Source organism: uncultured Veillonella sp., assembly GCF_963551295.1.
Classification (GTDB): domain Bacteria; phylum Bacillota; class Negativicutes; order Veillonellales; family Veillonellaceae; genus Veillonella.
Map to the genome: position 1 here is coordinate 40,187 of NZ_CAUVFT010000007.1, position 20,043 is coordinate 60,229.

A 20,043-nucleotide genomic window follows, 5' to 3' on the forward strand; every position below is an offset into this window, starting at 1 on the left:
CTAGATGGTTCTTTTTATGTGTAAAATATTTATAAAGCATTAGGGAATATTTTATATACTACATCCTCTAGATGTAGAGAATGGTATATATGAGGTTTTTAGACTTGAGCTGTATTGCGAGTCAACTCCAAGTCTTGAATCATTTGGAGATCGTCTTGAGGTGAACGACCGCCAGTAGTTAAGTAGCCACCAACCATGATACCGTTTAGGCCACCTTTTAGAGCATAAGCTTGTAAGTCTCGTAGATTTACTTCGCGGCCACCTGCAGTCCGTATCAATGCGTTTGGCAAGATGAAACGGAATACAGCGAAGGTACGTAAGATATCCAATGGACGTAAAGCTTCGTTGCTTTCAAATGGAGTCCCTTTAACAGGATTCAAAATGTTTAATGGCACGGAGTCAATATGTAAACGTTTGAGTTCGAACGCCATTTCAACGCGTTGTTCTAATGTTTCGTTAAGACCAAGAATGCCGCCAGAGCAAACACGGATGCCTGCTTTTTGTGCATTATCTATGGTAAACATTTTGTCTTCGTAGGAATGTGTAGTACAAATATCTGGGAAGTGACTAGGTGCTGTTTCGATATTGGAGTGGTATCGAGTAACGCCAACTTCTTTTAATTTGAGTGCTTGTTCGTAAGTTAACAACCCAAGGGAACAGCAGATTTCAAGACCAATTTCATTTTTGATACGGCTTAATACATGGATGATTTGATCAAATTCATCAGGGTTATTAGTATTACGACCGCTTGTTACGATGGAAAAACGAATTGCACCAGCCTCTTTAGCTTTACGTGCTGCTTGGAGAATGCTTTCTTCATCCATGAAAGGATACTCCTGAACGCCTGTGTTGTGGTGTGCGGATTGAGCACAGAATTTACAGTTTTCAGGACATTTGCCGGACCGAGCATTAACAATGGCACATACATCCACAGAATTATCATTGAAATGTTGGCGAATTTTATCAGCCATAGCGAGTAGAATCATGGTATCATCATCTGAAGTATGAATCAGCTCGATTGCTTCTTCTTTTGTAATTTCGCCGCCGTTCATGATGCGGTTTGCAATGGTAAGAATTTTTTCGTATGTACCCACTTGGGATGGTTGTTGATCTATAGGCAAAGCCATAATAGCCTCCGGTAAATTGTTAACTTAATAAAAACATAATATATTGACAATTTGATTGTAAACGTTCACGTATAAATTGTCAACTTAATACATGGATTGGTTAACAAAATAATAACATGTTATGGTTCATATCTTATGATGAAAGAATATGAGCTTATCTTATAATTTATATTTATTAATAGTTAAGAGAAGTTTAGTTTAACTATATCTTTTTGATGCTAAATGATAGTTATTTTTAACTTATCTTTAAGGTTTTGTAGTATAATAAATTATTGTAATTACTATATATAACTATAATAAAAATATTAATGGAGGAGTGGATATAGATGCAGCCGTTTCGATTTATACACTGTGGTGATCTGCATTTAGGGGCACCCTTTCAATATGCTACAGGTATTAGCAATGCTGTTGATCGCGCCGTAAGTGAAGCAACCTATGTAGCCTTAGATAAAATTATTGATACTGCTATTACAGAACATGTGCATGCTGTCGTAATAGCTGGAGATATTTATAATAGCGAAGACCATAATTTAGAGGCTCAAGTCCGTTTTGTGCGCGCCATGTATCGCTTGGCTGAGCATCGTATTGATGTCTATATGGTACAAGGTAATCATGATCCTGCTGAAAGCTGGAAAGCACAACTGCAGATGCCAGATAATGTACATGTATTTTCTAGCGAGCAAGTGCAACGTTTTCCGCTCATCGTTAACAATATAGAAATTGGTGGCGTATATGGCATTAGTTGTGGTCATGGTAATGAAAGCGACAACTATGCTCGTCAATACAGAGCTTTTGAACGGGATGAGTTTTCCCTTGCTGTCATGCATGGTACTGTAGGTTCTAGTGTAGGCTCTGAAAATCATAATGTAACAGGACCTTGTAACTTAACTGATTTAACAGAGGCTGCCATGGATTATTGGGCATTGGGTCATATTCATAAATCTCAAGTTCTTAGCGAGGAACCTCTCGTAGTTTATGCGGGTAATTCGCAAGGATTGCATCGTAAAGAACATGGACCTAAAGGATGTTATCTTGTATCTGTATCACATAATGGTCATTGTGATTTGCGATTTATCGACACCTGTGCTGTTCGATTTGAGGAAATCAAAATCGATATTGCTGGCATGCAAAATGAAACAGATTTCTTAGAGATTTTGCGGCGTAAAAAAGAAAACTTGCGAAAGCAACATAAGAAAAACATCTTGCTATCCCTCGTTTTGTCCGGAACGGGACCTCTACATCGCCTATGTACGCAAGAGGGGATTCGAAAACTATGGTTGCAAGAGTCTCAAAATGAAGAGAAAGGCAAATCTATATTCGTTATGCCTTACCGTATTATTTCTAATACACGACCTAGTATTAATCTAGTTGAACGACGTTTATTAACAGATGTAGTAGGTGATTACTTGCGTGCTTATGACGATATGGTAGAGGGAGATGCGATACAGATTGCGCGTCAAATCATGGCTGATCGTCCTGAATTTAAGCGCTTAGGCGCATATGCCGATTTATTGAGTGATGAATTATTGGCACGAGCTTTGAAACGTTGTGAAATTGAAGGTGTTACTGTATTGATGGGGGCTAATGATGAACATTAAACGCATACGATTTGATGAATTTGGCCCGTATCGCGACTGGTCTTTCACCACGGGTGACAATGGGGTTCAACTCATGTATGGCCCTAATGAAAGTGGTAAAACATCCTTGCTCGAAGGGATGCGCACCTTGTTATTTGGCGGTAATCATAAGGCTTATGGCCCTATGACGGGGGCCCTTGATGTGGACCGTAATGGTGAAAGTTACTATATCGGTCGTAAGGGTAAGCAGTTAGACTTTTACAGCCCTGGTCATCCTGCCATCCATGAAGAGCCGGCTCAACATTGGTGGCATGGCATCGATAAAAAAACATATAACCGCATATTTGCGTTAACATTAGACGATCTACAAGGCCTTGATGTATTACAAGAGGTAGAGGTTCGTTCTCGATTCTTTGGCGCCGAAGGGGGAGAACACTTAGGTGGAGCTGTTAAGGATGTTGAAAAAGGGGCTACAGACCTACTTGTAGCATCCTCGAATGGTAAACGTCGCATCAATGTATTGATGGATGAGCTTAAAGAAAACCGTCAAAAGTTGAGTCAGTTGGCGGAGCATGAAGCGCAATATGTGGAATTACAAACCGTCTTTCACAGTACGGAGCAAACCGAAATGGAATTGCAAAATCAGTTGAAAGAATGGAAGGAATATCGGGATGGTATCGATGTAGTATTGCGTGCGTGGGATACATATCGTCGCAGTGAAGAGGCGCGTATGCACATGCAGCAGTATAATAGTGAGCTCGCCTTGAGTCGTGATGAGTTCCTACGTCTTGATGAAGAAATAAAACGGGCTCGTGACAATATGCAATTATGGCAGGAAAAGGAAGCGGCATTGATGCCCGCCAACTTTAGTCCTGATAGCCCATTTGGAACTTACGGCCAAGATATTGAAGACCTTATTCAACAAGGTGCTAAATGGGAGCAATTACGCCGTGAGTGCGAAGAAGGCGATGCGTACATCCGTAAGGTTAGAGAACAATTAGAGTTTTCACGCACCTTACATTCTGCGTGGCGTCACGATGAGCCAATGGCAGAAGACATTAATTGGTTTGATGGAGAACGTTTGGCAAGTCGTTTGCGCACCGCAAAAGAACAACTTTTACATTGGCAAGACCGCAAGCCTGCAGAGGCTACCGATGAGGTGCCGACGGCGAACCTTAATGGTGCAACTTTACCTAACTTTAGTGAAGAAGAATTAGCTAAAAAAGAATATTTAGAACGTGAATTAGATCGTATCTTAATGGATATAGATCAAGTAGAGGCTAGACGGAATAGTTATGGTTCAGACGCACAGCCCACAATTCTGCCAAAATGGCTACAACGCATTAGTGGTATAGGTGCTGTTATAGCTGTATTGGTAGTATTAGCAGGCCTGTTGGTTCTTGAATCTGCATTATATACTATAGGTGGTTTTATTTTCTTGATTCTATCTATGGGGCTATTCTGGTATGCTACCTGGAGGCTTCATAATGGTAACTCTGATGTGTCTAAATTAAACTATGAGTTACAAATTTTATCTTCCCGTAAATCTGATGTAGAACATCAGCTAGAGGCTTTGATCAAGGCTGCTACACCTACAGTGAGCCCTGTACCATCCTTAGAAGGAGAGGCACATCTTGAGCGTTGGATTCAGGAAGGGCATACCTTACAAGGTATTTATGATGAAGCCCTCGCAGCATGGCAAAACTGGTTACCGCAAGGGGCGGCTAAGAGCCTCAACGAAGATGATTTCTTCGGCCTTAAGCAAGAGTATGATCAATATCATGAACAGTTACGTACTATTGAAGGTTATGAAAAACGTTTAGCGGAGCATAAAGAAGGTCTACGCATTATTGAAGACCAAGCGATGGCTTTGTGGTATAACCTTGGAATAGAGTCACCAGTATCTCCTACGGAATTAAAACGTATTTATAATCAATATAAGAACTTTCAACAAAACAAAATTGTATGGGAACAAAAGGAAGCACAACGTAAAAGCTTCCGCAATGAATACGATAATTGGCATCGTAAGGAAAAAGAGCTACTTCTTCGTCAACAAGAACTGCTCCATAAAGCTGGTATGGAAAGTTCCAACGAGTATCGTCAACATCTTATCGATGAGGACCAATATAAACAGTGGCAAACTATTTACAAGCAAAGTCAGGTACAGCTGGATTTACTTGCTCCTGATGCGGAGAATAAAGACCTGTTCTATCGTCGTTTGCGAGAAGGAAACAAAGATAACTGGTTAGATGAATTGGCTCACTCTGAGCGTGAAATAGCCTCTATTGAAGATAAATTGGCTACCTTGTACGAGCGCCGTGGTCAAATCGTTGAAGCAATGCGTACACTTGGATCTGACCAGGAGCAACACCAAATGTTGCAAGAACGAGAGGCTTTACAAAGTGAATTAGAGTCTGCTCTCGAAGATTGGGCCACACAAGTATTGATAAGCCATTGTATGGATAAGGCTCAACAATCGTATGAACAAGAAAAACAACCTCATATGTTAGAGCTTGCCTCCTCTTATGTTGAAAAACTAACTGGTGAGAGGTATACGCTTGATATTCTAGGCATTAATAAAGGGGTAGCACTTATCAACAATAATGGAGAACGACTAGAACTTAAATTTTGGTCCAGTGGTCTAGCTGATCAAGTGTACTTGTCATTACGACTCGCCCTAGCTAAGGTATTCTCTTATCAAGTAGAATCATTGCCGATTATCTTGGATGATATTCTTGTGCGCTTTGATGAAAATCGTCAGCGTAGTGCTTTAGAATTATTGGCTGAGCTTGGGAAAAATCAACAGATTTGGCTCTTTACTTGTCAACGCTCCGTATATGATATGGCTCAATCTATTATGGGCATCGATTGTCATAGATTGAGTCGTAGCTAAATGAATTTCAGACTTGAATTAAAGACTCAGTCGAATTAAAGTGGTAATGAAATAATAATCCCTGTGGAGGCATATGCTTTTACAGGGATTATTAGGGATTATTAAAGAATAAATAATGTAAGTGATTGTAACTAAAGTAACTGTTTTGGTTACCATAGTGTGTTAGTATACATTTAGAATGAAAGGGGTTGAGTACTTGAACACAGCTTATTTGGACATGATCCAAGGGAAGAACCCGGGTGTAACGCCTGTGTGGTATATGCGTCAAGCTGGCCGTAGCCAAGCGGAATATCGCAAAATCAAAGAAAAATATACATTATTTGAAATTACAAAAGAGCCTGAGCTATGTGCTCGTGTTACAGAATTACCTGTTAAGGAATACGGCGTCGATGCGGCGATTCTCTACAAAGATATTATGAGCCCCATGGTGGCCATGAATGTGAATGTAGAACTCAAGGCCGGTGTAGGACCTGTGTTTAGCACACCTATCCGTTCTATGGCTGATGTAGATGCTCTAGAATCCTTTGATTCTACCAAGGTAGAGTACATCGGTAAAACGATTACACTCTTAACATCTGGCATGCTCGACGTACCACTCATTGGTTTTTGTGGTGCACCGTTTACGATTGCATCCTACCTTATCGAAGGGGGCCCAACGAAGAATTACAATAAGACTCGCGGCATGCTTATAGGTGCTCCTCATGTGTGGAATGCACTGATGACTAAACTGGCGGACATGTCCATTGCGTACTTGTCTATGCAAGCCGAAGCGGGTGCTAATGCACTTCAAATCTTTGACTCTTGGGTAGGTGCTGTTAATGTAGACCAGTATAAACAAGGAATTTACCCTCATATGGAGCGGATCATAAAGACTGTGAAAGCTAAATACCCTCATTTGCCAATGGCCATGAATGGCGTTGGTACGGATCATTTGGTGTCTATTTGGTCTCACTTGCCTTTAGATGTCATTGCCCTTGATTGGCGTAGTTCCATTGTTATGGCAAACGAGCGTGGCGTAACACAAACGGTACAAGGTAACTTAGACCCGGCGTATTTGTTCGGAGACGAAAAAACATTGGCCCGCGAAGTAGATCGCATCTTGCTCGAAGGAGTTCGCTATGGTCGTCATATCTTCAATTTAGGTCATGGCGTATTCCCAGAGGCAGATCCTCAAAAACTTCATTGGCTTACTGACTATGTACATGAACGTAGTCGTGAACTTTGGGCTCAAGAGGGGTAAACTAGTGAACGTAGAAAAAAAAGGATTATTATTCCTGTCTTATGGTAGCCCTTCAAGTAAGGATGATTTAGTACCCTATATGACGAGTATTCGTCGTGGCCGTGTACCAACGGAAGCAGAGCTTACAAATCTCACTAAGCGTTATGATACAATCGGTCAATGGGAAAATGTTGAACTCCAAACTATGGCAGAGTGCCAATATAAAACCTTGCTTACTCTGTTGCCAATTATGCCTTCCGCTATTGGTTTTTTACATATGAAACCATCCATTGCAAATGCGGTTGACTCTTTAGTCCAGCATGGAGTGGAGCATATTATCGCTATTGTAACAGCTCCATTCTTTACCGCTCTCGGTACAGGGGCTTATGAAAAACAAGTACAAGCAGCTATTTCAAATTATGATAATGTGACATTCGACTTTATTCGTTCCTGGTGGGACCAACCAACTTTCAATGAATACTGGGTAAAAGCACTTTCAAAGTGTGTGCATAATGCTAAAGATGTATTCGTTATTTTTAGTGCGCACAGTATACCTCTTATCAATAATCATGGCGGAGATTCGTATGCGTTAGCTTTAGAGGAAAGTGCTAAAGAGATTGCTGAACATTGTAAATTACCGAACTGGACTGTGGCATGGCAAAGTGCGGCTCCTCATGGCCAATGGTTGGGCCCTATTGTAGAGGATGCAATCAATGAAGCTTTACAAACTGGTGCTACTTGCATTGCTTTTGTACCATTTGGATTTGTAAGCAATCACGTTGAGGTACTGTACGATAATGATGTGGAGTGTAAAGAACTCGTTGAAGCAAAGGGCGCAACATATATGCGTACACCCATGCCAAATTGTAATGAAACATTTTTACAAGCAATGGCGAGTGCAATAATAGAAAGGATTCATTCGTGAACGTAACAATTGTGGGCGGTGGCTTGACAGGGCTAACAGCGGCTTATTATCTAGGTCATGCAAAGCCGGAATGGACCATTACTCTTTACGAACAAGCACCACGATTTGGTGGGAAAATACAAACGCAACGTGTGGATGACTTCGTAGTGGAACTCGGTCCTGACTCCTATTTGGGTCGTAAAACAGAAATGACAGATCTCGTGTATGATCTTGGGCTAGGGGATACCCTTGTGTCTAATGAAACAGGTCAAGCCTTTGTATATGATAAGGGCTCTATCCACCCAATTCCAGGCGGTTCCATCATGGGCATTCCTACGGAAATGATGCCCTTTGTGAAAGCAACACTCATTTCATGGCCTGGTAAATTGCGTGCTGGCCTAGATTATTTTAAGAAACCATACCAACTCGATAAAAATGGGGATGTATCCATTGGTCATTTTTTCAAATACCACTTAGGACAAGAAATGATGGATAAACTCATCGAGCCCCTATTAGCGGGTATCTATGGTGGCGATATTTATAAAATTAGTCTATTGTCGACATTCCCTCATTTTATTCAAGTAGAACAAAAGTATGGGAACATGGTAAAAGGTATGATGGCTGCTAAGATGAGTCACTCCAAAGCAGGTGTCTCTAAGGCCGCCAAAGGGGCTGTTACTGAAGGTGATGTGCCTCGAGCTGGTAAAGGAACCATGACGGACCGTCAATTTGAAAGTCACGAAGCTAAGACTAGTCAAGATAGTGCTGCTAGTAATAGTGTAAACGGCTCTAGCCATGTGACAAAGACTAGTTCTAATCATCAGTCTGTTAAGGCGCAAGCGGATATGGAAAGTCGAAAGGGTACTGCTGCTCAATCTGGTATGTTCCGTCAATTGACAGGCGGCCTTGAAAGCGTGATTACCGCTATCGTTGAGGCTATGCCTAGTAATGTACATTTGCATACAGGTGCACTAGTTTCTGATATTCGATATATTGATGGTGTATATGCAATTGATGTAGTGAAGTCGTGTAATGATTCTTGTGGCTGTCAATCTACGGCAGACCATGTGATTATCACTACACCGCCGGCAACATATACTCAATGGTTCAAGGATGATGCGGGTTTTGATTTCTTGCGATCCATGGAGCAGTCTAGTTGCGCCATTGCTATTATGGCCTTTGATAAAAGTACCTTTGATGGTGATTTAAAAGGATCGGGTCTGCTTATTACCCGTAATACGGATACACCTCTTACAGCGTGTACCATTCTTAATCAAAAATGGCCTCAAACTACCCCTGATGATAAGGTGGTTTTGCGCGTCTTTATTGGTAAGCCAGGTAATGATGTAGTGGAAAGACTCAGTGAAGAGGAACTTTCAGAATTGGCAGTCAAAGAAATTCAGCATATTATGAATTTTTCTGCCAAGCCAGAGTGGGTGCGCATCAATCGCCTCATTCACTGTATGCCTCAATATAATGTAGGCCATCGTGTAGGTATTAAAGTCGTACGTGAACATGTAGCCGAGCAGTATCCAAATCTACATCTCATCGGTACACCTTTTGATGGAATCGGGATCCCTGACGGTGTAAAACAAGCAAAAGAACTCGTAGAAAAACTTGTGAATGACAAGTAAAATAGTGACTTGCTTAAAAGAGCTAGTATAGTATTAAGCGACATAGGATTATCTCAGCCTAAAAGCAGTAATTTAGTCTTAACTAAAGAATATACTAATAAAAAATCTCAATAGAAACTAAATTGAAAAGACTCTATATGCTATAATAGTAAGTGGAGTCTTTTGATTTCCGTAATTATAGATATACATTATTATTTTGATATAATCACCATAGATAGGAGTGATCATAATGGGAAAAGCAATCCCTACAGTAGAAGGTTGGCATAGCCAACACATGGTATTTGCCATGGATTTCAGCGCATGGAACTGCTTCACAGAGGATGAAAAAGCAGCAGCGCGCAATGAATTAAAAGCATTCTTAGTCGACCTTGAAGCTAAACATCAAGCTAAAGAAGGTAGCTATGCATTCTATGATTGTAATGGAGCAAAAGGGGATTTAATCCTATGGATTCTCGGTCCATCCCTTGAATACTTGGCTCAAGTAGAACGTAAATTCCGTCGTCTAGCTATTGCGAGCGTGTTGGTGCAAACTTATTCTTATACTTCTGTAACAGAAGTAAGCACCTATGTTAAGGCTAAACTTGATACAGAAGAAGTTAACCAAAAACTTTACCCTCATGTACCTCGCGATAAATACATCTGCTTCTACAACATGACTAAAAAACGTGAAGGTGCAGATAACTGGTTCATGCTACCACCGCAAGAGCGCGGTGCTTTGATGAAAGCTCACGGTGAACTTGGTAAAACATACTTGGATGTATTATCTGAATTCACTACTGGTGGCTGTGGCCTAGACGACTGGGAATGGGGTATTACTATCTTTAGTAACGACGACATCCAATTCAAAAAAATTGTATACGATATGCGCTTCGAAGAAGCCAGTGCAAAATACGGCATTTTCAGCGACTTCTACGTTGGTACCATCATCGACGACGCACTACTAGAAGAAATCTTTGGATAATAAAAGAGCCTGCTTTAGCAGGCTCTTTTATTATTTAATTCATATATATAGATAAATAACTGCTTATTGTATCGTATGTTTGTTCAGATTATAATGTTCTTGAGGTAGTCAGCGAGGTTGAGTCTCTCTTCGTTATAGAAGGGGGTGAGCTAATGAGTGACTTTGAACTTATTACAGTTATCATTGGAATATTGACATTAGTCGTTTCCTTTGGTGCACTTATAGCGCTTATTTGCCTCACAAAAAGCAAATAGCCCTCCGTTACCATGCGTAATTAGCTAAACAGAAAGGCCATTTCCTATATGTTTTGTTTTTGAGATGCGCCTGACGTTCCTACTCGTCTGACTATCTATTTATATTATAGAGATAAAGATATATATCGTCAAATTAAAATGAATGGACTGCTTAGCAGTCCATTTTTCTTCCCTTAAAATGAAGGGTATAATTTTGAACAGAAAATTTTGTATACGCACTGTACTGTGTAAAATATAATTCACTATATTTGATTATCTTATTCATGACTATATTTTTATAAAAGAGAACCCCGCATCGATCCGACTTACGAGGTTCTTCCTTCCCACTTAGATAATAGAAACTATAATTTACATTTTGCTAAAATGCTAATACACATCTAGTTTTTAATAAAAGAACTCCCTCATAAAATCCGACTTGCGTGTTCAAGGCCTATGGCCGCAGAACTAATTCGCATGGAGGATTGTTGAGGGAGTCTTTTATTACCTTATTTGGTTGTAAATTATAGTTTTTGTTACATCTTATACGTTCATGTTTGCGCTTTTACGCACATAGAACCAGTAGCACACCGCTACTGTTACAAGGTTGAACGCAAGTAATACAGCAAAGGCTGGGTGAATATTGCCGAACATGGAATATACAAAGCCGAAGATTTTAGGTGTAATGAAGGCACCATATGCAGCTACAGCGGCTACGAAACCTGTAATTAAAGAGGAGAGCAATGGATTGCCAAATACGTGTGGAATCATACGGAATGTTGCACCGGTAGCAAAACCACAGCATACAAATGTTAATACGGACATTGCAAAGAAGAATGGGAAGTTGTGCATATCTACACCAACTGCAATTAATGCGGTGGATGCACATAAGCCGATAAGACTGATAAAGGTAACTTTTGTACCACTATTGATTTTATCTGCTAACCAACCACCCACAGGACGAAGGGCACCTGCTACGAGTGGACCTACAAATGCGATAGAAGCAAATGGAATTTCAGGGAATTCTTTGCCTACTAATAGACCAAGTGCTGCTGCGTAACCAGAGAATGCACCGAAAGAACATGTATAGAGCAATGTTAGTGCCCATGTGTGCTTGTTACCAAAGATTTGTACGAGGTTTTTAGGATTTGGTTTTTCTAGAGGTAGGTTATCCATGAAGCGAGTCATCAATGCAAGGATAACAACAAGAGGTACAACCCACATGAAAGCTGCATTAGCTAGATATACTGCGTTGCCCTTAATAATTGTTGGCGTTACACCAAATACACTACCTAAAGCCGCAGATCCCATAGCAAATGGAGCTAGGAAGTAGATTACAGAAATACCAAGATTACCAACGCCACCGTTGATACCAAGAGCTGTGCCTTTTTCAGATTTAGGGAAGAAGTTACCAATGTATGCCATAGAGGATGAGAAGTTGGCACCTGCTAAACCGATAAGGGCTGTTAAAATCATAAATGTCGCATAAGAAGTTGTTGTATCTTGTACAGCAAAGCCGAGCCACACAACAGGAACTAATAAGATAATTGTGGAAATAAATGTCCAGTTTTTACCGCCTAACAGTGCTGGCATGTATGTGTATACAAATCGCAATGTGGCACCTACTAGGCCTGGTAAGGCAGCCAATGTAAATAATTGATCAGTAGTAAAGTTAAATCCAGCGCTATTTAGCTGAGCCGCAATGGTTGCCCATAAGTACCAAACACAGAATGAAAGTGTTAAGGCAATAGTGGATATAACGAGGTTTTGTTTAGCAATTTTTTTGCCAAACTTTTCCCAAAATTCCGGATTCTCCGGTTGCCAATTAGCCACGATTTCGCTGCGGCTTGCACCTACTTGAGGCATTTTTAGTTCGTTCATTTTGAACTTCTCCTTACTGTAACAACTATACACGTAGACAAGAAAATATATAAGATTATATATACTATATATATATATAGTATATATTAATAGTAAAATCTAAAGAATTTCCATAGAAAGCATTCGATTTACTTACAAAATTGCGTTATAATTATTGTAGCATTAATATTTTTCAATGTCTTACATCACAGATATATTATATAGTGTAATTTTTTTTGTGAATGTGATGTAAAACACACATATTCTGAAATTAATAAGTTATAATAATCATATATATACGAAAAAGTATATAGTATACGTGCTTTTACTATAAATAGATTAGTATAACTAATGGATTTTGTTATAAAAGTACTGTGGAGTGATAATGGTATGGATCAAAATTTAATTAACCAATTGCTTGCTTTGCCGGGTGAGGAACTACATCTTAAAAAAGGTGATTTTCTCTTCCGTGAGGGGGACAAGGCAGAATACTTTTACGTAGTAGTAAAAGGTAGAATGAGCATTAAGAAGTTCGAAGCTAGCGGACACATTTTTGCGTTGCGTTTAGTAGGGCCGAATAATGTAATTGGTGAGGTTCCGTTGTATGAGGAGAACACTAGAACATATGTGTTCAACGCCATTGCTCGGGAGGATTGCTCTGTTTATTGTATACGCTATGATGTGTTGGAAGGGGCTATTGCAAAAGACCATTCATTGGCTATTGCAATGATGAAAATCTACACTTTACATATGCGTCGTCAACAGGCAAAATACCGGGACTTGCTACTTTACGGCAAGAAGGGAGCATTCTATTCTACCTTGTTGCGCTTAGCCAATAGTTATGGTGTAAAGCGCGAGGATGGTATCTTTATTGATATTGCCCTAACAAATCAAGAATTGGCTGAGTTTGCTGCCACATCAAGAGAAAGTTTAAATCGCATGTTAAGTGAGTTACGTAAGTTAGGCTATGTAGCCTATGACAAACACCATCTAGTAATCTGTGATTTTGACGCTTTAATCGGATTACTTGATTTAGAGGTTGATGGTATTGACCCTAATATTAGTAATATCGAATAACAGGATTTTCTCCCTTGTGTTAGCACATCTAGCACAAGGGATTTTTTTGTAGTTTTGAAGGAGGACACGAGATGAGCTTGTTGTCTCAAAAGTTTAAGTTTCTTCGCAAGAAGGAAGTATCTCCAAACGGCCATCAAATCATAGAAGATGGAGGTCGTGAATGGGAAAATTATTATCGTGACCGTTGGTCTTACGATAAAGTTGTCCGCACAACGCATGGCGTAAACTGTACTGGTTCTTGTAGCTGGAATATTTATGTTAAAAACGGTGTTGTAGCCTGGGAAAATCAAGCAATTGACTACCCTGAAACACCAGATGATATGCCAGATTATGAACCACGTGGGTGCCCTCGTGGTGCAACATTCTCTTGGTATCTTTATAGCCCTTTGCGCGTAAAATATCCTTATGTACGTGGCGAATTGGCTGAGCTTTGGAGAGAAGCGAAGAAGAATGCTAAGAATCCAATCGAAGCTTGGAAATCTATCGTAGAAGATCCTGAAAAAGCGAAAAAATATAAGTCAGCCCGTGGTATGGGTGGCTTTGTGCGCTCCACATGGGATGAAGCAACAGAAATTACTGCAGCATCCTTACTATATACAGCAAAAACATATGGCCCTGACCGCAACGCAGGCTTCTCTGTAATTCCTGCGATGTCCATGTTGTCCTATGCAGCAGGGGCTCGTTTCCTTAACTTGATGGGTGGCACACCATTGTCCTTCTATGACTGGTATGCCGATTTGCCACCTTCCAGCCCTCAAGTTTGGGGTGAACAAACTGATACACCTGAATCTGGTGACTGGTATAATGCTGGTTACATCATGACGTGGGGTTCTAACGTACCGTTGACCCGTACGCCAGATGCTCACTTTTTGACAGAGGTTCGTTATAAAGGTACTAAAGTAGTATCCGTGTCTCCTGACTATGCGGAATCTACAACTTCTTCCGATGCATGGCTCAATGTAAAAGCTGGTACCGATGCGGCTCTTGCAATGGCAATGGGTCACGTTATCCTAAAAGAATATTACATCGACAAAGAAACTCCATACTTCAAAGAGTATGCAAAAGAGTTCACAGATATGCCATTCCTTGTACGCGTTGAAGATATCAACGGCACAGTACAACCAGGCCGTTTCTTGAATGCTAAGGACTTAGGTCGCCAAGAGGAAGGCGCTGACTTCCAAATGGTATTGATTGATGAATTAACAAATGAAATCGTTGTACCTAATGGTACAATGGGTGAACGTCACACGAACCCACAAAAATGGAATTTACGACTTGAAAATCGTGATACAGGAGCTAAAATTGATCCTCGCTTGTCCGTATTTGATCAACGTGAAGACGTGACTGTTGTTAAGTTACCGTACTTTGGTGATGAAGAACACGAAGGTATTATTGAACGCGCTATTCCAACTATTACAGTACAAACTGTTGATGGTCCTGTGAAAGTGACTACTGTATACGATCTCATTCTTGCTAACTACGGTATTGACCGCGGTATCGGTGGTGAGGTAGCGACAGCTTACACTGACGACACACCTTATACACCTACATGGCAAGAAAAAATCACTGGCGTAAAAGCGGACATTGCTATTGCTACAGCACGTGAATTTGCAGATAATGCGGAAAAAACGAAAGGTCGTTCCATGATTATCATGGGCGGTGGTATCAACCACTGGTACCATGCCGATGTTATTTACCGTACTATTTTGAACCTTATCATGTTCTGTGGTACAGAAGGCGTTAACGGCGGTGGTTGGGCCCACTACGTAGGTCAAGAAAAGCTTCGTCCTGTTGAAGGTTGGGGTGGTATCATGACTGCCAATGACTGGAGTAAGGCTCCTCGTTTGCAAAATGGTACATCTTGGTTCTACTTTGCTACAGAACAATATCGTTCTGACTGCATCGACTTGGCAGACCGCGTATCTAAATTGGCTAAACCTCGCTATCGTCATCCTGGGGATTACAACGTCTTAGCAGCTCGTTTAGGTTGGTTGCCATCCTATCCTACTTTCAATAAAGGTAGCCAAGAATTGATAAATGATGCTCGTGCAGCCGGTGCTAGTACAGAAGCGGAAATCAACCAATATGTGGCACAAGCCTTGAAAAATAAAGATTTACAATTCTGTGTAGAGGATCCAGCAGCTAAAGAAAACCATCCACGTAACTTGTTTGTATGGCGTGCGAACCTTATCGGTTCTTCTTCTAAAGGCCACGAATACTTCTTGAAACATTTATTAGGCACAAAAAATGCCGTATTGGAAGATGATGATGCTCCTACACGCCCAGAAGAAATTAAATGGCGTGAAGCAGATGGTGCGGGTAAGCTTGATCTCTTAATTGATATCGACTTCCGTATGGCGTCTACAGGTTTATATTCTGATATCGTGTTCCCCGCAGCTACATGGTATGAAAAAGAAGACTTGTCTTCTACGGACATGCATCCATATGTACATGTATTCCAAGCAGCTGTTGATTGCGCATGGGAAACTAAATCCGACTGGGATACATTCCGCACCCTTGCAGAAACAGTATCTCGCGTAGCAAAAGAATCTGGCTTTACAGAATATGAAGATATTGTAGCTACCCCACTTGGCCATGATAGTCCAGGCGAAGTAGCGCAACCAGAAGGTAAAGTTCTTGATTGGAGTAAAGGCGAATGTGAACCAATTCCTGGTAAAACAATGCCGAACCTTGTTCATGTAAAACGGGATTATAGTCAAATCTTTGAAAAATACATTGCATTGGGACCTAATATTGAAAATAAAATGGGTGCGCACGGTTTGGCTTGGGATGTATCTGATGAATATCAAACATTGTATGCTCAAAATGGTACGATTGATAATCCAGACTTTATTTCTCATGGTCGTCCAAGCATCTACGAATGTAAGGAAGCTTGTAATGTTGTATTAACATTATCCTCTTGTACAAATGGTAAATTAGCCGTTCGTTCTTGGAAAGCTATGGAAGATAAAACAGGTCTTTCTGGGCTTGAAAAGAATGCAAAAGGTCGTGAACAAGAAAAAATTACCTTCGATGACATGGTTCGTCAACCACGCTTTATCATTAGCTCTGTAACAAGTACTGGTAAGAACGATAAAAACCGTCGTTATTCTCCATTTACAACATCTACAGAAGATAAGGTACCATTCCGTACTGTAACAGGTCGTCAATCGTTCTATTGTGATCATGAAATGATGCGCGACTATGGCGAAGCTATGGCATTGTATAAACCTGTATTATCATATAAACCAGTACAAGGTGATTATAAACAAGAAGGTATCCCAGAAATTACATTGAAATACTTAACACCACATAATAAGTGGTCTACACATAGTATGTATTTTGATAGCCAACAAATGTTAACATTATTCCGCGGAGGCCAAACAATTTGGCTTAACGAAGATGATGCAGCAGAAATTGGTGTTAAAGATAATGACTGGGTAGAAGCTTTCAATAAAAATGGTGTAGTTGCAGCTCGTGCAGTTGTATCTCCACGTATTCCTCGTGGCATTTCTTATATGCATCACTCCCAAGACCGTCACATCAACGTTCCTGGTACGCAAGTTAAGAAAGATCGTCGCGGTGGTACACACAATGCGCCAACACATATTCACATGAAGCCGACACACATGATCGGCGGTTATGGTCAATTGAGCTATGGCTTTAACTACTATGGCCCAACTGGTAACCAACGTGATATGACAATTGTGGCTCGTAAATTGAAGGAGGTGGATTGGCTTGAAGATTAAAGCTCAAGTATCCATGGTCCTAAATTTGGACAAGTGTTTAGGCTGTCATACATGCTCTATTACTTGTAAAAATACATGGACGAACCGCGAAGGCGCGGAATATATGTACTTTAATAACGTGGAAACCCGCCCTGGCGTAGGTTACCCACGTAATTGGGAAAACCAAGAGAAATGGAAGGGAGGCTGGACTCTCGATAAAAGCGGTAATTTGGCGCTTTCCACAGGCTCTAAAGGCTCTCGATTGATGAAGTTGTTCTATCATCCAGAACAACCAGAAATTACGGATTACTTTGAACCTTGGACATACGATTATGAAACATTGATTCATACCGGTCGTAAAAATAATCAACCTGTAGCACGTCCTCGTTCTTTGTTAACAAAGCAAAAAATGGAAGTAACATGGGGCCCTAACTGGGATGATGATTTGGCTGGTGGTCATCATGCACGGGAAGATGTGAACTTGGCTAAGATGGGTGATGATATCGTATTTGACTACGAAGAAGTATTCATGCGTTATTTACCACGTCTTTGTAACCACTGTTTGAATCCTGCATGTGTAGCAGCATGCCCATCCGGTGCTATCTACAAGCGTGATGAAGATGGTGTTGTACTTGTTTCCCAAGATGTATGCCGCGGTTGGAGACATTGCGTTCCATCTTGTCCATACAAAAAAATCTTCTATAACTGGGAAACAAACAAAGCTGAAAAATGCGTATTCTGTTATCCTCGTTTGGAAAATGGCTTGCCTCAAATTTGCGCTGAAACATGCGTAGGTCGTATGCGCTATGTTGGTGTAGTTTTATACGATATGGATAAAGTTCAAGAAATGGCATCTACTAAGGATGAACAAGAAATTTACCAAAATACAGTAGATTTAATTTTGGATCCTAATGATCCAGAGGTTATTAAAGCCGCTCGTGAAGCGGGTATCTCTGAAGCATTCTTGAAAGCAGCTAAAAAATCTCCTGTTTACAAGCTTGTAAAAGAATGGGGCGTTGCGTTGCCGTTGCATCCAGAGTATCGCACATTACCAATGGTTTGGTATGTGCCACCGCTCAGCCCAATCTTACAACGTGTAACATCTGATGTATACTTGCCAGATGCACATGAAATGCGCGTGCCTGTACAATACTTGGCTAATATGTTTACTGCTGGTAATACAGATATTTTAGCTCGTGTATTACAACGTATTCTCGATATGCGTGAATACATGCGCCGCCGTGAGACAGGTGATGAAGCAATCGCTCACGAAGTAGATCTTACAGAAGAGCAAATGTATGCTATGTACAAATTGTTAGCATTGTCTAAATATAATGATCGTTTTGTTATCCCATCTGATGTTAACGTATCTCGTGAAGGTCGCTTAGAAATGCAACACAATCGTGGCTTTGCATGCCCGACAGGGGGTTGCCATAATGGATGATGCACAAAAAATAGCTCTCATTGCTTCTTTTTTGCTTCGGTATCCAGATGAATCTTGGTACAATGAACTTGGTGAATGGAAAGAGGATACTCGCTCTGTTGAGCATCCTCAGCTTCGTCAAGGATTGTTAGAGTTCTTTGATTACATTGAAGAAACGGATCGTAAGGCCTTTGAAGACCAATACGTACGTATCTTTGACTTCAGTCGTAATACAACGATGTACTTATCAACTTATGAATTGCAAGGTACAGGGGAACAAGCAGAGGAACTCGTTAAATATAAAGCCTTCTTCCTAGAAAATGGCTATGATTTACCAAAGGAGATGCCTGACTATATTCCAGCTATTCTAGAGTTATGCGCTGTTATCGAACCTGAAAAGGCTCGTGAAGTGTATGATTATTGTAAACCAAAGCTAGAATATATTAGGGATCGATTGATCGAAGCAAAACTGACCTATGCATTCTTATTTGATATCATATTGTCGGTTGCAAATGGATTGGAGGACGGTGCACGATGAATCTATTTTTATGGGGCGCTTTGCCATATATTGCGTTTACCTTCTTAATCGTAGGCACACTTGTTCGTTTCTTCTACTTTGAAAGAAACTGGACTACAAAATCAAGTGAATTTTTAGAGAAAAAACAATTACGTATTGCCAATCCATTGTTCCACTTTGGTTTGCTATGCGTTATCGGCGGTCACGTAGTAGGTGTATTAGTACCTAAAGCTTGGACTGCAGCTTTGGGTATCAATGATCATATGTACCATGAAGGTGCATTATATATGGGTGCTGTAGCGGGTATCATCTTCATCGTTGGTTTCTTGCTCTTGATGAAACGTCGCTTTACTGTACCTGCTATGAAAGTAAATACATCTGGCCTTGATAAATGGTTATATTTATTCTTAACATTAGCTATCTTTAGTGGTATGGCTGGTACATTGCTTAATGCATCTGGCTTTTTTGACTACCGTGTATCCATCGGCCCATGGTTCCGTAGCTTACTATCCTTTATGCCTGATCCATCCTTGATGGAAGGCGTGCCATTCATGTTTAAATTCCACATGTTGGCATGGATGGTGGTTGCTATTATCTTCCCATTCAGCCGTTTGGTACACTGCTTGAGTGTTCCACTCAACTACTTAACACGTCCGTTCATTGTATATCGTAAACGAGATGAAAAATAATTAGGATAATGATTGATTTGCATGCTCTTTATAATATGACAAATTAATCCTTAGCCCCTTGTATTGGTGAAAGCTTATGCTGACTAGTACAAGGGGCTTTTTGTTTGAGCATGTTATTTTTTTGTTCTAAGCTAAATCAAAATACTAATGATAATATATGGGGGTGCTGTATATAGTATTATAATTAAAGTCGAATAGTATTCT

General features: G+C 40.4%; 13 protein-coding genes. 11 read left to right on the plus strand and 2 right to left on the minus strand.

All coding sequences use genetic code 11. The features are described from left to right. Nucleotides 1–98 precede the first annotated feature (98 nt). Nucleotides 99–1,127, minus strand: a complete 1,029-nt coding sequence (gene bioB / locus RYO55_RS03005; RefSeq protein WP_287549968.1) for a biotin synthase BioB — start codon at nucleotides 1,125–1,127, stop codon at nucleotides 99–101. 326 nt (nucleotides 1,128–1,453) lie between these two features. On the opposite strand from bioB, the gene RYO55_RS03010 reads away from it, so the two are divergent. From RYO55_RS03010 to hemQ, 6 genes are all read left to right on the plus strand, one after another. Then, nucleotides 1,454–2,725 (plus strand): DNA repair exonuclease, encoded by a 1,272-nt coding sequence (locus RYO55_RS03010; protein ID WP_314984112.1) that lies wholly within the window; start codon nucleotides 1,454–1,456, stop codon nucleotides 2,723–2,725. Further along, on the plus strand, nucleotides 2,715–5,597 hold the full coding sequence (locus tag RYO55_RS03015) for an AAA family ATPase (RefSeq protein ID WP_314984113.1): 2,883 nt from the start codon (nucleotides 2,715–2,717) through the stop codon (nucleotides 5,595–5,597). The genes RYO55_RS03010 and RYO55_RS03015 overlap by 11 nt, the downstream gene beginning before the upstream one ends. A 196-nt stretch (nucleotides 5,598–5,793) precedes the next feature. After that, the gene (hemE, locus tag RYO55_RS03020) at nucleotides 5,794–6,837 is read left to right on the plus strand and encodes a uroporphyrinogen decarboxylase (RefSeq protein WP_314984114.1); all 1,044 of its coding nucleotides are present in this window, start codon (nucleotides 5,794–5,796) and stop codon (nucleotides 6,835–6,837) included. 4 nt (nucleotides 6,838–6,841) lie between these two features. Next, nucleotides 6,842–7,741: a ferrochelatase gene (hemH, locus tag RYO55_RS03025; protein WP_314984116.1), complete on the plus strand. Its 900-nt coding sequence runs from the start codon at nucleotides 6,842–6,844 to the stop codon at nucleotides 7,739–7,741. Further along, entirely contained in the window at nucleotides 7,738–9,354 is a 1,617-nt protein-coding gene (gene hemG, locus RYO55_RS03030) for a protoporphyrinogen oxidase (protein ID WP_314984118.1), read from the plus strand. Before hemH ends, hemG begins: the two co-directional genes overlap by 4 nt. A 229-nt stretch (nucleotides 9,355–9,583) precedes the next feature. Then, nucleotides 9,584–10,315 (plus strand): hydrogen peroxide-dependent heme synthase, encoded by a 732-nt coding sequence (hemQ, locus tag RYO55_RS03035; RefSeq protein ID WP_314984119.1) that lies wholly within the window; start codon nucleotides 9,584–9,586, stop codon nucleotides 10,313–10,315. Nucleotides 10,316–11,088: 773 nt separating this feature from the next. On the opposite strand, the gene RYO55_RS03040 is transcribed toward hemQ, so the two are convergent. Further along, on the minus strand, nucleotides 11,089–12,426 hold the full coding sequence (locus tag RYO55_RS03040) for an MFS transporter (protein ID WP_311574196.1): 1,338 nt from the start codon (nucleotides 12,424–12,426) through the stop codon (nucleotides 11,089–11,091). 369 nt (nucleotides 12,427–12,795) lie between these two features. Between RYO55_RS03040 and RYO55_RS03045 the strand changes: the two genes are divergently transcribed. The 5 genes from RYO55_RS03045 to narI all read left to right on the plus strand — a co-directional run bounded on the left by RYO55_RS03045 (nucleotide 12,796) and on the right by narI (nucleotide 19,839). Continuing rightward, complete coding sequence (locus tag RYO55_RS03045) at nucleotides 12,796–13,482, plus strand: Crp/Fnr family transcriptional regulator (protein ID WP_118091059.1); 687 nt, start codon at nucleotides 12,796–12,798, stop codon at nucleotides 13,480–13,482. A 71-nt stretch (nucleotides 13,483–13,553) separates the two neighbouring features. Beyond that, complete coding sequence (locus RYO55_RS03050; protein ID WP_314984122.1) at nucleotides 13,554–17,231, plus strand: nitrate reductase subunit alpha; 3,678 nt, start codon at nucleotides 13,554–13,556, stop codon at nucleotides 17,229–17,231. Next, nucleotides 17,221–18,654 carry a nitrate reductase subunit beta gene (narH, locus tag RYO55_RS03055; RefSeq protein ID WP_119562401.1) on the plus strand — a complete coding sequence of 478 codons (1,434 nt, stop codon included), beginning with the start codon at nucleotides 17,221–17,223 and terminating at the stop codon, nucleotides 18,652–18,654. The genes RYO55_RS03050 and narH overlap by 11 nt, the downstream gene beginning before the upstream one ends. After that, nucleotides 18,647–19,171, plus strand: coding sequence for a nitrate reductase molybdenum cofactor assembly chaperone (gene narJ / locus RYO55_RS03060; protein WP_004697895.1), 525 nt, complete (start codon nucleotides 18,647–18,649; stop codon nucleotides 19,169–19,171). Before narH ends, narJ begins: the two co-directional genes overlap by 8 nt. Next, nucleotides 19,168–19,839, plus strand: a complete 672-nt coding sequence (gene narI, locus RYO55_RS03065; RefSeq protein WP_120055684.1) for a respiratory nitrate reductase subunit gamma — start codon at nucleotides 19,168–19,170, stop codon at nucleotides 19,837–19,839. The genes narJ and narI overlap by 4 nt, the downstream gene beginning before the upstream one ends. The last annotated feature ends 204 nt before the right edge of the window (nucleotides 19,840–20,043 follow it).

Excerpts from the sequence above, each read along its gene's own strand:
- RYO55_RS03015 (WP_314984113.1), top strand. The coding sequence starts at position 2,715 with ATGAACATTAAACGCATACGATTTGATGAATTTGGCCCGTATCGCGAC.
- hemQ (WP_314984119.1), top strand. The coding sequence starts at position 9,584 with ATGGGAAAAGCAATCCCTACAGTAGAAGGTTGGCATAGCCAACACATG.
- RYO55_RS03040 (WP_311574196.1), bottom strand. The coding sequence starts at position 12,426 with ATGAACGAACTAAAAATGCCTCAAGTAGGTGCAAGCCGCAGCGAAATC.
- RYO55_RS03050 (WP_314984122.1), top strand. The coding sequence starts at position 13,554 with ATGAGCTTGTTGTCTCAAAAGTTTAAGTTTCTTCGCAAGAAGGAAGTA.
- RYO55_RS03010 (WP_314984112.1), top strand. The coding sequence starts at position 1,454 with ATGCAGCCGTTTCGATTTATACACTGTGGTGATCTGCATTTAGGGGCA.
- narI (WP_120055684.1), top strand. The coding sequence starts at position 19,168 with ATGAATCTATTTTTATGGGGCGCTTTGCCATATATTGCGTTTACCTTC.
- bioB (WP_287549968.1), bottom strand. The coding sequence starts at position 1,127 with ATGGCTTTGCCTATAGATCAACAACCATCCCAAGTGGGTACATACGAA.
- narJ (WP_004697895.1), top strand. The coding sequence starts at position 18,647 with ATGGATGATGCACAAAAAATAGCTCTCATTGCTTCTTTTTTGCTTCGG.
- RYO55_RS03045 (WP_118091059.1), top strand. The coding sequence starts at position 12,796 with ATGGATCAAAATTTAATTAACCAATTGCTTGCTTTGCCGGGTGAGGAA.